Source organism: Streptomyces sp. cg36 (genome assembly GCF_041080675.1).
Lineage (GTDB): Bacteria > Actinomycetota > Actinomycetes > Streptomycetales > Streptomycetaceae > Streptomyces.
Genome location: NZ_CP163520.1, coordinates 7,144,315 through 7,156,908 on the forward strand (window position 1 = coordinate 7,144,315; position 12,594 = coordinate 7,156,908).

The window sequence follows — 12,594 nt, forward strand, 5'->3', positions numbered from 1 at the left end:
GGATCGATCCCGCTGGTATCCCGGACCGAGGTGGTGCCAGTACCACCACCGCCGGTGCGGGGCCGCCCTCAGAGCTCGGCGAGCGTGTTCCAGAACGACGACTCGTACGTCTGGAGCAGTCGGCCGTAGCGGCCCGCCAGGGCGGCGTCGGCGGGGGTGCGCACGCCGGAGGCGACGGCCGCGAGCGCCTGGCGCTCCAGGTCCGGGGCGGGGCCCGCGAAGAGGTCGAAGAAGCCGCACGCCTCGTCGGAGAACCCGTACTTGGCGCGCAGCGCCTCGGCCAGGGTGGCGCAATAGCCGCCCCACGCCGCGAAGTTGGCGGTGAGCGCGAGCGCCACCAGGGGCGGCTCGCCGTTCAGAGCCAGCCATGCCACACCGGCCGGATAGGTCTGGCAGCCGGGCAGCGGCTCGTACCGCCCGATGTCGTCGGCGCCCACCCCGCAGGCGTCGAGGTAGGCGCCGAGCCGTTCCTGGGCGAGCCGTTCGCCGTCCGCGAGCGCGCCGAAGAACTCCTCGCACGCCGAGTTGGCCGCGCCCGCCGCGCGGTCGGCGAGGAGGGAGAAGGCGCGCAGGTCGGAGCCGATGGTGTGGTGCTCTTCGAGGCCCAGTGCGGCGAGCGTGGTCAGCGGGGCGGTGCCGGCCGTGATGCGGGGGAGCAGCCGGTTGGCGTCCTCGGCGGGCGCCAGTTCCGCCGTGATGCCCTCGACCAGTTCCCGGGCCTTGCCTGTCATACGGGACCCCACTTCCGTGCTTTGGACGGCGGTCGTGGCCCAGCGTCTCACGGGGGAGCGGGCGGGATGGGGTGATACGGCGGAAATCGGCCTGATCGTCCCGCGCGGGTGATTCGGCCGAAGTCTGCGTAGACTATTTAGCTGCCTTGGGCATGTAGTAGAGATCGGCAAGACGGACTCTTCTCGCTTGCGAGGTTCACCGATGACGGACTCTGTCTCCTTCCCCCAGGACCGCACCTGCCCCTACCACCCGCCCGCCGCCTACGGGCCGCTGGGCTCGGACGGCCCCCTCACCCAGGTCACCCTCTTCGGCGGCCGGACCGCCTGGTTCGTGACCGGCCACGCCGAGGCGCGGGCGCTGCTCGCCGACCCCCGGCTCTCCTCCGACCGGGAGCACCCGGCCTTCCCGACGCCCACCGAACGGGCCGCCGGGGTGCGGCTGCGCCGGATCGAACTCCTCGGCGTGGACGATCCCGAGCACAAGTCCCAGCGCCGCAAGGTGATCGCCGGATTCACCCTGAAGCGCACGGCGGCCCTGCGACCGCTGATCCGGGAGACCGTCGACGGCCTCCTCGACACCCTGGTCGCCAAGGGCCCGCCCACCGACCTGGTCGCCACGTTCGCGCTGCCGGTCCCGTCCATGGTGATCTGCGCGCTGCTCGGCGTCCCCTACGGCGACCACGACTTCTTCGAGGCGCAGTCGCGGCGGCTGCTGCGCGGGCCCACGGCGGCCGACACCGAGGACGCCCGCGAGCGGCTCGACGACTACCTCGGCGAGCTGATCGACCGCAAGGTGCGCGAGCCGGGCGACGGGCTGCTCGACGAGCTCGTCGAGGACCAGCTGCGCACCGGCGGCATGGACCGGGCCGAGCTGGTCAGGATGGCGGTGCTGCTGCTCGTGGCCGGGCACGAGACGACCGCGAACATGATCTCGCTGGGCACCTTCACCCTGCTCGAACACCCGGAGCGGCTGGCCGAGCTGCGCGCCGACCCGTCCCTGATGCCCGCCGCCGTGGAGGAGCTGATGCGCTTCCTCTCCATCGCCGACGGCATCCTCCGGATGGCCACCGAGGACATCGAGGTGGGCGGGGCGGTGATCCGCGCGGGCGACAGCGTCGTCCTCGGCACGTCGGTGATCAACCGCGACGACTCGGTCTACCCGCGGGCCGATGTGCTCGACTGGCACCGCCCGGCCCGCCATCATGTGGGCTTCGGCTTCGGCATCCACCAGTGCCTGGGGCAGAACCTGGCGCGGGCGGAGATGGAGATCGCGCTGAGCGCCCTCTTCGAGCGGCTGCCGGGTCTGCGGCTGGCGGCCCCCGCCGACCGCATCCCCTTCAAGCCGGGCGACACCCTCCAGGGGATGGTGGAACTCCCCGTCACTTGGTAGTTGGAGTGAGCGCATGAGGATCAGCATCGACAAGGACGTCTGCATCGGGGCGGGCCAGTGCGCCCTGACCGCGCCGTCCGTGTTCACCCAGGACGACGACGGGTTCAGCGAACTGCTGCCGGGCCGCGAGGACGGCGGCGGGGACCCGATGGCCCGGGAGGCGGCCCGCGCCTGCCCGGTGCAGGCCCTTTCGATCGAGGAGTGACACCGGCTCGACCGGGTGGAGATGCCGGTCGACCGAGGAGTGGAACCGGCTCGACCGGCCGGAGGTCCGGCGTCCTAGGATGGTGGAAGATCACTTCCATTCGGAGGCGGTCTCCCCGTCCGGCGCCGGAGGTCACTCGTGGAACAGCAGTACGTCACCGTCGTCACGGGCGGTGGCCGGGGCATCGGCGCCGCCGTCTGCGCCCGGCTCGCCGCCGAGGGCCATGACGTGGTCGTGGGCTACCGGGGCGACGCCGGGGCCGCCGAGGCCGTCGCCGAGCAGGTGCGCGGCGCGGGCCGCCGCGCCCTCGCGGTGCGGGCCGACACCGCCGACGAGCGGTCCGTGGAAGCCCTGTTCGACGCCGCCGCGGAACTCGGGCCGGTCACCGGACTGGTCAACAACGCGGGGGTGAGCGGCCCCAACGGCCGGCTCGCCGACGCCGACGCGGCGGGGATGCGCCGGGCCATCGACGTCAACGTGCTCGGCTATCTGCTCTGCGCCCGCCGGGCGGTGCGCGAGATGGCGGGGCGCGGCGGCTCCATAGTCAACATCTCCTCGGCCGCCGCCACCCTGGGCAGCCCCGGCCAGTACGTCCACTACGCGGCGACCAAGGCGGCCGTCGACGCGATGACCGTCGGGCTGGCCAAGGAGGTGGCCGCCGACGGCATCCGGGTCAACTGCGTGGCGCCCGGCATCATCTGGACCGGTTTCCACGAGGACCCCGAGCGCCCGGCGAAGCTCGCCGGGACCATTCCCCTGGGCCGGGCCGGGCGGCCCGAGGAGATCGCCGGGGCGGTGGCGTGGCTGCTCTCGCCCGACGCCTCGTACGCGACCGGCACCGTGATGCGGGTCGCGGGCGGCATGTGAGCGGCACCGCCCGTCGGTGAACCCCCGCCCGCGCCCGGGGGCGGTTCCGGACGACCGCCGCACCGGGCACCGCGCCCAGGTGAACCCCGTCCGCGCCCCGGGCGGGGGTTCAGCCGATCGGCCCCGGCGAGGGCGCCGGCTCCGGTACCGGGTCGGGGCCCGGCGGATGCGGTACGGGGTCGGGCTCCGGCACGGGCGGCGGACCCGGCAGCGGTCCGGGCGCGGGCGGTCCGGGTGTCGGGACCGGCGTCGGCGGCGCCGGATCGGGCGGACCCGGCGTGGGGCCCGGAGCCGGATCCGGTGTGGGGCCCGGAGTGGGGCCGGGCGGGGGACCGGGGGTGGGCGGCCGGGGGACGGGGTTCGGTTCGGACATCGCGGACCTCCTGGTCTGCGGGCGGGGGAGGCGCCGCCGGCTCCGCGCCGCGGGAGTGCGCCCGCCCGGGCCGGCAGTGTCTCCACTGTCTCCTCCAGCGCGTGCCCACGCCCGTCGGCCGTACTCCATCCGCCGCCGGGTCCGGTTCAGGCCGGCCCGTCCCCGAGGGACACGAGCAGTTCGCGCAGCACCTCGGCGAGGTCGTCGCGGCGGTCCCGGCCGAGCGCCGCCAGCAGCCGCTCCTCGGTGGCGAGATGGGCGGGCAGCGCCCGGTCGATCAGTGCGCGCCCCGCCTCGGTCAGCGCGACCTGGACGACCCGGCCGTCGTCCGGGCTCGGGGTGCGGGTCACCAGCCCGCGCCCCTCCAGTCGGTCCAGGCGCTGGGAGACGGCTCCCGAGGTGACCATCGAGGTGCGGGTGAGCTCAGCCGGGGTGAGCAGGTGCGGCGGCGCGCTGCGGCGCAGGGTGGCCAGCACGTCGAAGGAGGCGGGGTCCAGCTCGTACCTGGCGAAGGTGCGGCGCAGTTCCGCGTCGATCAGCCGGGTCAGCCGGGTGAGGCGGCCGATCACCGCCATCGGCGACACATCGAGGTCGGGGCGGCGCGCGCCCCACTGTTCGAGTACGAGGTCCACGTGGTCGGTCACCGGTTCAGGCTAGCCAATCTCTTAGCGATGAGATACTTTCTCTTAGCGCTAAGAGATTGGCGCGGCGAGAACAGCGGCGAACAGCGAGAAGGAGCACACCCATGCGCATCACCGTCTTCGGAGCGGCGGGCAGCGTCGGCAGCCGGGTCGTGGCCGAGGCCCTCTCCCGGGGCCACGAGGTCACGGCCGTAGTGCGCGACCCCGCCCGCTTCCCGGCACTGCACCCCGGCGCCCTCGCCCGTACCGGCGACGCGGCCGACCCCGCCGACATAGCCCGCCACAGCGCCGGACAGGACCTGGTGATCAGCGCGACCCGGCCGCCGCAGGGCAGCGAGGGCGACCTCGTCACGCTGACCGAGGCGCTCCTCGCGGGCCTCGCCGGAACCGGCGTGCGGACCCTGGTCGTCGGCGGGGCCGGCACCCTGACCCTGCCCGGCGGCGACGGCGCCACCGTGGTGGACGACCCGGACTTCCCGGCCGACTGGCGGCCGATCGCGGACGCCTGCACCGAGCAGCTCGCCGTCTGCCGCGCGGAGACCGGGGTGGACTGGGCCTACCTCAGCCCCGCCGCCCTGCTGCAGCCCGGCGAGCGCACCGGCACGTACCGGCTCGGCGCCGACGAGCTCCTGGTGGACGGCGAGGGCGTCTCCGCGATCTCCATGGAGGACCTGGCGGTGGCGCTGCTCGACGAGGCCGAGGAGCCGCGCCACCACCGCGCCCGCTTCACCGTCGCGTACTGACCGGCGCCGCGCCCGCCCCACGGGCGAACGGCGGGGGTCGAAGGGCGGGCCCTCAGTGCCCGAGCAGGGCCCGCAGCTCCGGCTGGATCAGCTCGCCGTGGGCCTGGACGAGGTCGTCGCACAGGTCCCAGATCCGCTCCACCGTGAGGGTCGCGGCGGTCGCCGCGTCGGTCATCGCCGCGTGCCGCACGTGCCGGGGCTCGCCCTCGGTGGCCGCCCGCACCACCAGGTCGGTGACGCTCGCGTACGTGCGGTTCAGCGCGGCGCACTGCGGGGGCAGCGCCCCGATCCGGGTCGGCTGCACGCCCTGCGCGTCGACCAGGCAGGGGACTTCGACGACGCAGTCGTCCGGCAGATTGGTGATGAGGCCGTGGTTGGGCACATTGCCGTAGATGGTGCGGGGCGCGCCCGTCACGACGCTGTGGATGATCTGCGGGGCGTACTCCATGGTCCCCTCGACCGGCAGCGGGCGGCCCGCCGCCAGCGCCGCGCGGGTCCGCTCGTAGCTGACGGTGTTGTCCTCGATGATGTCCAGATAGGCGCCGATCGGCAGCCGAAGCCGCTCCACCTCGCTGTCGTGGTGCAGGTACCAGGGCACGTACTCCGAGGAGTGCTCGCTGGTCTCGGTGGGGTAGTGGCCGAGCCTGCGGTACATGTCCACGCGGACGCGGCGCAGCAGTTCGCGGTCCTTCTCGATCGCGGAGTCCAGCAGCGGGTGCAGATCGCGGCCGTCGCGCTCGAAGCGCAGCACCCACGCCTGGTGGTTCATCCCGGCGGCCAGGTACGACACCTCGGAGAAGTCGACGCCGACCAGCTCCGACAGGTCGTGCATGGTCCAGTACACCGAGTGGCACAGGCCCACCGCCCGCAGCCGGGGCGCGATCCGGTGGAGGTAGAGCAGGTTCATCGCCATCGGGTTGGTGTAGTTCAACAGCCACGCGTCCGGGCAGAGTTCGGCCATGTCCTCGGCCAGTGAGCGCAGTACGGGGAAGGTGCGCAGGGCGCGGAAGACGCCGCCGACGCCGAGGGTGTCCCCGATGGTCTGGCGCAGCCCGTAGCGGGCGGGGACGGCGAAGTCGGTGCGGGTCGCCGCGTTCATGCCGACCTGCACGGTGTTGATGACGAAGTGCGCGCCGTCCAGGGCCGCGCGCCGGTCGGGGTGCGCGGTGACCACGGGCGCGACGTCCAGCGCGGTGGCGATGTGCCGGGCCGCCGACTCGGCCGTGGCGAGGCGCTCGGGGTCGATGTCGTGCAGGGCGATCCGCACCCGGGCGAACTCGGGGAAGGCGAACAGATCGGCCAGCAGCCCCTGGGTGAACACCACGCTGCCCGCGCCGATGAAGGCGATCTTCACTTCGGCCGGTTCGGTCATTTCGGTGACTCCAGTCGTCTCGGCAGTCGTTTCGACCGCGCTCTCGCCGGCGGTCTCGGCCGGCGTCCCGATCGTCGGCTCGGTCATGCGCGAACCCCCGTGGCTCCCGTGGCCGCGGTGACGCCGGCCGCCGCCGCGCCCGGGACGTGGGCGACGGCCTCCTCCCAGGTGGGCTGGGCCGCGGTGCCGCCGCGTCCGCGCGTGGACAGCGAGCCGCAGACGGCCGCCACCGCGAGCGCGGCCGGGCGGGGCAGGCCGCGCAGTACGGCCGTGACGAACCCGGCGTCGAAACTGTCCCCGGCGCCCACCGTGTCCAGGGGTTCGACGGGCAGCGCGGGCGCGGTGGTCAGCCGGTGCCCGTCGTGCGCCAGCGCCCCCTCGGCGCCGTTCTTGAGCACCACCAGCGGGCCGCGCCGGGCCAGTTCGGCCGCCGCCTCGGCCGCGCCCCGGGCCACCCCGGTCAGTGCGCGCGCCTCGGCGGCGTTGGGCAGCAGCTGGTCCGTCACCTTCAGGACCGGGTCGAGCAGTTCGCGGTCCCAGCGGCCGGACGGGTCGTCGTTGGTGTCGAGCGAAGTGGTCGCGCCCAGCTCGCGCGCCCGCCCGAACAGCCCGGCGAGCGCCGCAGCCAGACGGGGCATCAGGAAGAAGGAGGCCGCGTGCACATGGCGCGCCCCCGCGAGCAGCGCCTCGGGCACGTCCTGCGGACCGGTCGCGGCCAGACACCCCGGCGCGGTGAGGATCGCCCGGTCGGCGCCGCGGGTGAGGACCGCCGTCAGCGGGGTGGCGAGGCCGGGGTCGGTGGTCAGGGCGGAGGTGTCGACGCCGCGCGCGGTCAGCGCCGTACGGACGAAGGCGCCCGCCGGGTCGTCGCCGACACGGCCCGCGAAGGCGACCCGCAGCCCCAGCCGGGCCGCCCCGCACGCCATGATCGCGGCCGAGCCGCCGAGGACGAGATCGGCCCGTTCGACGAGCTGTTCGCGCTGGCCGTACGCGAGGTCGCGGGGCACCGGGCCGAGGACCACATCCGGATTGGCGTCCCCCACGACCAGCAGGTCGAAGGGGCGGGAGGGAGGTGAAGGCATCACGAAGGGCTCTCTGGTCCGGGGCGGGCGCCCGGGGGTCCGGACGCCCCGAAGGGAGGGGGAGGGGAGCGCGGCGGGTGCGGCGGGCTCAGCCCTTGAGCCCGCTCGACGTCAGCGACTCGATGAAGGTCTTCTGGGCGAAGAGGAAGGCGAGCAGCACCGGCAGCACCGTGATGACGTTGCCCGCCATCACCGCCGCCCACTGGGTGTGGTGCTGCCCCTGGAAGGTGGTCAGGCCCAGCTGGAGGGTGTACTGGGTGTCGTGGTTGATGGCGATCAGCGGCCAGGACAGGTCGTTCCAGGTGGCGAGGAACGTCAGCACCGCGACCGTGGCCAGCGCGGGCCGGGCCAGCGGCGCCACGATCGAGAAGAGCACCCGCAGCCGGGAGCACCCGTCGATCCAGGCGGCCTCCTCCATCTCCCGGGGCAGCCCGAGGAAGAACTGCCGGAAGAGGAAGACGGCGAACGGGGTGACCAGCGACGGCACGATCAGCGCGCCCAGCGTGTCGATCAGCCCCAGCCACTTCATCACCAGGAACGTCGGGATCATCGTCAGCTGGAACGGGATGACCATCGTCGCCAGCATCAGCGCCAGCAGCGCCCGCGACCCCCGGAACCGCATCCGGGCGAAGGCGTAGCCGCCCAGCGCGCCGAGCACCAGGTTGGAGCCGACGGCCACGGTCGAGACGATGCACGAGTTGGCGAACCAGCGCGGGAACATCGCGTTGCCCAGCACATAGCGGTAGCCCCCGAGGTCGATCCCGCTGGGCCACAGCGCGGGCGGGAAGCGGTTGATCTCCGCGTTGGTCATGAACGAGCTGAGCACCAGCCACACCAGCGGCAGCGCGAAGCCCAGCGAGAGCGGGGCGAGCAGCAAGTGCCAGGGGCTGAAGGGGAGCCGGCGCCGCCGCGCGGTGCGCGGCACCGGGGTGGCCGCCGCCGCGGACCCCTCGGTGACCATCGTGGAAGCGGTCATCGGGCCACTCCTTCCGCGCGCCGGAGCCCGGGTGTCGTGCCGCCGGTGGTGCGCTCGCGGTGGCGGCGGTAGAGCGTCACCGCGGTCCCGGCGAGCAGCAGGGCGACCGCCAGCACATACGCGGCGGCGGCGCCGTAGCCCGCCGTGAAGGTGCGGAACGCCTGCTCCCAGACGAAGTAGACGATGACCGTGGTCGAGCCGAGCGGCCCGCCCTTGGTCGTCACGTACACCAGGTCGAACACCTGCAGGGCGGTGATCAGCTGCCACAGCACCAGGAACGCGGTGACCGGCGCCAGCGTCGGCAGGGTGACGTACCGCAGCACCTGGAAGCGGTTCGCCCCGTCGAGCCGCGCCGACTCGACGAGTTCGGCGGGTACGTCCTGGAGCGCGGCCAGGAAGACCACCACGCAGAACCCGACCCCGCTCCACAGCGAGATCAGCAGCAGCACGTACAGCGACTGGTTGGGGTCGGTGAGGAAGCCCTGCGGGGAGACGCCGAGCTTGTGCAGGACCGCGTTGGCCGCGCCGAACTGCGGGTCGAAGATGAACGAGAACAGCACGCCCTGGGCGGCGGCCGAGACCACGAACGGTATGAAGACGAGCGTCCGGTACAGCCCGACGAACCTGATCCGGCGGTTGAGCGCCAGGGCCAGTGCCAGTCCGCCCAGCAGGCTCAGCGGCACGTAGACGCCCGCGTAGGTGAGGGTGTTCTCCACCGCCGTGCGGAAGCCCGGATCCTTCGACAGGGCGCGGTAGTTGTCCAGACCGACCCAGCGGCCCGGGGTGACCAGGTCGTCGGCGCGGAACGACAGCAGCAGCGACCAGATCACCGGCACCACGCTCAGCCCCAGGATGACCAGGACGGACGGGGTGATGAACGCCCAGGCGGCGGCCGACTCGCTCCGCGCGCGCCGGCGCCGGGCCCGGCGCCGCTCGGCGGGTTCGCGCTCGGCCGGGGACAGGGTGAGCGGACGCGGTGCGCCCGTACGGGATCCTCGGGACACGACGGCCCTCCTCATCGGGGGATCAGCAGGGCGGCATCGGCCTTGTCGGCGCACCGGCGCACCGCCTTGGCGGGGGAGGCGCGGCCGAGCAGCACGGACACCACGGCCTCCCCGGTGGCCTGGGAGATCTGCGGGTACGCGGGGTGGATGGGCCGCACCCGGGCCGTCTCCAGGGCCTTGGTGAACACCGGGAGGCCGACCGTCTCGGCCGAGTACCTCTGCCAGTCGGCCTGGTGCTCGCTGGCGCGGCTCAGCGGCAGACTGCCGCCCTTCATGTCCCAGCGCACGTCCTGGGCGGGGGTGATCAGCCAGCGCACGAACTCCACGGCGGCCCGCGCGCGGGCCTTCCCGTTGTCGAACACCGTCCAGGTGTCGGGTCCGGAGATGGTGAGCGGACGGCCGCTGTAGGTGGGCATCGGCACCACCTGGTAGGGCAGCTTGGCGTCCACGAGGTCGGCCAGCTTCCACGGCCCGGTGATCACCATGCCCATCCGGCCGGAGAGGAACACCTGGTACATCTGCTCGCTGCCGGGTTTGGGGTCGATGTAGACGCTCTTGTCGGCGGCGAGCCGGGCCACCGTCTCCAGGGCCCGTCTGCCGCTGTCGACGAAGCCGATGCCCTTGCCGCCGGGGTCGATCACATCGCCGCCGAGGTCCCAGATCATCGGCCACAGCCGCCAGGTGGTGTCCTCGTCGCCCGCGCCGGGCCAGGCGGTGCCGAAGACGCCGTGCCCGGCGTCGGTGAGCTTCTTGGCCGTCACCACGAACTCGTCCCAGGTCCACCCGGCCCGGGGCAGCGGGATCCCGGCGCGCCGGAAGAGGTCGGTGTTGCAGGCGACGGCGAGCGAGTCCAGCAGGGAGGGCGCGGCCCGCACCTTGCCGTGCAGGGTGACGGCCTCCCTGACGGAGGGCCAGAAGTCGTTCCAGCGCGCCGGGTCCCCGCGCAGCGCCGACGTCAGGTCGACCACCTTGGGGCTGCGGGCGACGCTGGCGAGGTCGGAGCCGAAGATGTACGCGATGTCCGGGTAGGCGCCCGCCGCCAGCGACGCCGTCACCTTCTGGAGCATGGCGTCGGCCACCACGCCCCCGCCGTTCGCGTTCACCCGGATGCGGGACTGCGAGCGGTTGAAGTCGGCGGCCAGCGACTCGATCGCCTTGGCGCCGGTCTCGCTCTGGCCGTGCCACATCTCGATGTTGACCCGGCCGTCGGCGCCGATGCCGTCGGAGGTGGTCGAGGCGCACGCGTCGAGGAGCGGAAGCGCGGCGGCCCCGGCGACGGCGCCCGCCCCGGTGCGCAGTACCCGGCGGCGCGGCGGGCCCGGAGCGGGGCGGGGCTTGCTGGTGCGGTCCTGACCGGCGGGCATGGTCGTTCCATCCCTTAGCGGGTGCGCCCCGCCTCGGACGCGGGACACACGTCCTGGCGACTCGGGCCGGACTCCGGACCCGGACGGGATCCGCCACCGGCTGGGCGCACCTCTCGAAGCGCCGGACCGTACGACGGCCCCGCACTGGCTGGATGAAAGCGCCTCGGCGCACACGCGTCAAGTACCCCCGAGGAGTGCTCCGCCCGCGCCGTCGGCCCACCACATGGCACTTCGGGGCACAACAGTGCGCTTCTGGCCGTGCGCGGTGATCTTTCGGCCCAGTTGCCGGGAGGTGGGCGCCGAGTGGGGCCGTTCGCACTACTGCTGAGGGACCATCATATTTTTCGGAAGGACATTCGATGCATCGGTTCGGCAGGCTGCGGGTCCTCATATCCGCGGGAGGCTCCGCGGCGGCGCTGGTCGCGACGCTGCTGTTCGGCGCTGCTCCCGCGCAGGCGGCCCCCGCGGTCGCGGACGCGGCCCCCGCCACCCCGGCCCCGGCGCCCCTGTGCACCGGGGCGTACGAGGGCGACGAGCGGCTCGGCCCGGTCAACCTGCCGCGCCCCTGGCAGGACCCGGTCGGCCCGCTGGTCCTCGGCTACCACCGCACCGGGCACCTCACCCCGGCCGCCTTCCTCGCCACGTACTGGGACAGCACGGCCGGCAGCTGGAAGTACCCGCCCGACGACGGCTTCGCCCACCGCCCCGACGGCACCCCGGACAAGAGGGCCGTGCGGCTGAACGTCGGCGAGGACCTCGACCGCTTCGGCTCCGAGTACGGCGCCTTCCTCGCCCCGGCCGGAGCCGCCTACGGCCGCCGGGCGCTGCCCCCGCAGAGCCTGGTCACCCGGGAGGCCGCCTTCCCCTGCGCCTACCACGCCTACGAGGTCACCAAGAGCTTCACCGTGTGGCAGGGCCGGATCGCGCCCTGGTTCGAACAGCGCGGCGGCGGCCGGCAGATCAAGCTGGACCCGGCGTTCGTCGACCCGGGCGCGGGCGGGAAGCTCAGTGTGAAGTGGCTGCTCGACCACGGCTATCTGAAGGCCGAGGCCAACCCGGCGGCGGCGCGCGCCGCGCTGGCGGGCGTGACGGGCTGACGGCCCGCCGCCGGACCCCGGCCGCGCCCCGGCGCCTACCACCGCCTGAACGCCACCTCCGACCAGCGCACCCCGGGCCGCCCGTGCAGGTCCCCCCGGCCGCCCCGGTGCACCACCCGCAGGCCCGCCGTCCGGGCCAGGGTGACGGTCTCGACCTCCGGGACGTCGAACATCCGGCGGCCGGCGGGCACCGGGCCGCCGCGGACCGTCATGGCCAGGACCCCGCCCGGGGCGAGCAGCGCGGCCACCCTCGGCATGGCGCGGGCCCGTTCGGCCGGGTCGAGGTGCATCCAGACCGCGGTGACCAGGACCAGGTCGTAGCGGGCGTCGGAGGCGCTCACCACCGGCAGGTCGGGGAGGGCGTCGTCGAGCCAGACGACGTCCGCGTCCGCGTGCAGCCGGCGCCCGTGGGCGCGGAATTCGGCGGTCGGTTCGACCGCGGTGACCCGGTGGCCGAGACGCGCGAGCGCCGCCGCGTCCCGGCCGGTCCCGGCGCCCAGGTCCAGGACCCGGGCCGGCGCGGCCGGGAAGAGGTCGAGCAGTCCGCGGTGGACCTCTTCGAAGCTCACGCTCTCGTACTGTGCGACCAGCGCGTCCGCCTCCGCGCCGTACCCCTGCGTCCCCATCGTGGTGTTCGTCACCGGGACAGGCTAAATGATCAGCTGTCCGGACACGCGCGGACTTGACCCCGCAGCCCATCGCCAACTCACGCCGTTCCCGGGGCCCTTGATCTCGAACGCACCGCCGGG

At 73.9% G+C, this 12,594-nt stretch carries 13 protein-coding genes; 5 read left to right on the forward strand and 8 right to left on the reverse strand.

Annotated elements, in window-relative coordinates:
- Window positions 1–68: 68 nt before the first annotated feature.
- The gene (locus tag AB5J87_RS31835) at window positions 69–731 is read right to left on the reverse strand and encodes a transcriptional regulator (protein ID WP_369381734.1); all 663 of its coding nucleotides are present in this window, start codon (window positions 729–731) and stop codon (window positions 69–71) included.
- Between the two features lie 202 nt (window positions 732–933).
- Between AB5J87_RS31835 and AB5J87_RS31840 the strand changes: the two genes are divergently transcribed.
- The 3 genes from AB5J87_RS31840 (at window position 934) to AB5J87_RS31850 (ending at window position 3,193) form a co-directional block, all read left to right on the forward strand.
- Window positions 934–2,121, forward strand: a complete 1,188-nt coding sequence (locus tag AB5J87_RS31840; protein WP_369381735.1) for a cytochrome P450 — start codon at window positions 934–936, stop codon at window positions 2,119–2,121.
- A 13-nt stretch (window positions 2,122–2,134) separates the two neighbouring features.
- Window positions 2,135–2,326: a ferredoxin gene (locus tag AB5J87_RS31845; protein WP_369381738.1), complete on the forward strand. Its 192-nt coding sequence runs from the start codon at window positions 2,135–2,137 to the stop codon at window positions 2,324–2,326.
- A gap of 138 nt (window positions 2,327–2,464) precedes the next feature.
- Window positions 2,465–3,193: an SDR family NAD(P)-dependent oxidoreductase gene (locus AB5J87_RS31850; protein WP_369381741.1), complete on the forward strand. Its 729-nt coding sequence runs from the start codon at window positions 2,465–2,467 to the stop codon at window positions 3,191–3,193.
- A 519-nt stretch (window positions 3,194–3,712) separates the two neighbouring features.
- On the opposite strand, the gene AB5J87_RS31855 is transcribed toward AB5J87_RS31850, so the two are convergent.
- Complete coding sequence (locus tag AB5J87_RS31855; protein ID WP_369381743.1) at window positions 3,713–4,210, reverse strand: MarR family winged helix-turn-helix transcriptional regulator; 498 nt, start codon at window positions 4,208–4,210, stop codon at window positions 3,713–3,715.
- A gap of 101 nt (window positions 4,211–4,311) precedes the next feature.
- Between AB5J87_RS31855 and AB5J87_RS31860 the strand changes: the two genes are divergently transcribed.
- Window positions 4,312–4,950: an NAD(P)-dependent oxidoreductase gene (locus AB5J87_RS31860; RefSeq protein ID WP_369381746.1), complete on the forward strand. Its 639-nt coding sequence runs from the start codon at window positions 4,312–4,314 to the stop codon at window positions 4,948–4,950.
- A gap of 52 nt (window positions 4,951–5,002) precedes the next feature.
- On the opposite strand, the gene AB5J87_RS31865 is transcribed toward AB5J87_RS31860, so the two are convergent.
- The 5 genes from AB5J87_RS31865 to AB5J87_RS31885 form a co-directional block, all read right to left on the reverse strand.
- Window positions 5,003–6,322 carry an alpha-glucosidase/alpha-galactosidase gene (locus tag AB5J87_RS31865; protein WP_369383729.1) on the reverse strand — a complete coding sequence of 440 codons (1,320 nt, stop codon included), beginning with the start codon at window positions 6,320–6,322 and terminating at the stop codon, window positions 5,003–5,005.
- Window positions 6,323–6,405: 83 nt separating this feature from the next.
- Window positions 6,406–7,404: a carbohydrate kinase family protein gene (locus AB5J87_RS31870; RefSeq protein ID WP_369381749.1), complete on the reverse strand. Its 999-nt coding sequence runs from the start codon at window positions 7,402–7,404 to the stop codon at window positions 6,406–6,408.
- An 88-nt stretch (window positions 7,405–7,492) separates the two neighbouring features.
- Window positions 7,493–8,365 (reverse strand): carbohydrate ABC transporter permease, encoded by an 873-nt coding sequence (locus tag AB5J87_RS31875; protein ID WP_369383730.1) that lies wholly within the window; start codon window positions 8,363–8,365, stop codon window positions 7,493–7,495.
- Window positions 8,366–8,376: 11 nt separating this feature from the next.
- On the reverse strand, window positions 8,377–9,384 hold the full coding sequence (locus AB5J87_RS31880) for a carbohydrate ABC transporter permease (protein WP_369381752.1): 1,008 nt from the start codon (window positions 9,382–9,384) through the stop codon (window positions 8,377–8,379).
- Window positions 9,385–9,395: 11 nt separating this feature from the next.
- A complete protein-coding gene (locus tag AB5J87_RS31885; RefSeq protein ID WP_369381754.1) occupies window positions 9,396–10,748 on the reverse strand; it encodes an ABC transporter substrate-binding protein in 1,353 nt (450 codons plus the stop codon).
- A gap of 359 nt (window positions 10,749–11,107) precedes the next feature.
- Here AB5J87_RS31885 and AB5J87_RS31890 point away from each other — a divergent pair, with 359 nt between their 5' ends.
- Window positions 11,108–11,845: a TNT domain-containing protein gene (locus tag AB5J87_RS31890; protein ID WP_369381756.1), complete on the forward strand. Its 738-nt coding sequence runs from the start codon at window positions 11,108–11,110 to the stop codon at window positions 11,843–11,845.
- A 35-nt stretch (window positions 11,846–11,880) separates the two neighbouring features.
- On the opposite strand, the gene AB5J87_RS31895 is transcribed toward AB5J87_RS31890, so the two are convergent.
- Window positions 11,881–12,486 (reverse strand): class I SAM-dependent methyltransferase, encoded by a 606-nt coding sequence (locus AB5J87_RS31895; protein WP_369381759.1) that lies wholly within the window; start codon window positions 12,484–12,486, stop codon window positions 11,881–11,883.
- Window positions 12,487–12,594: the final 108 nt, after the last annotated feature.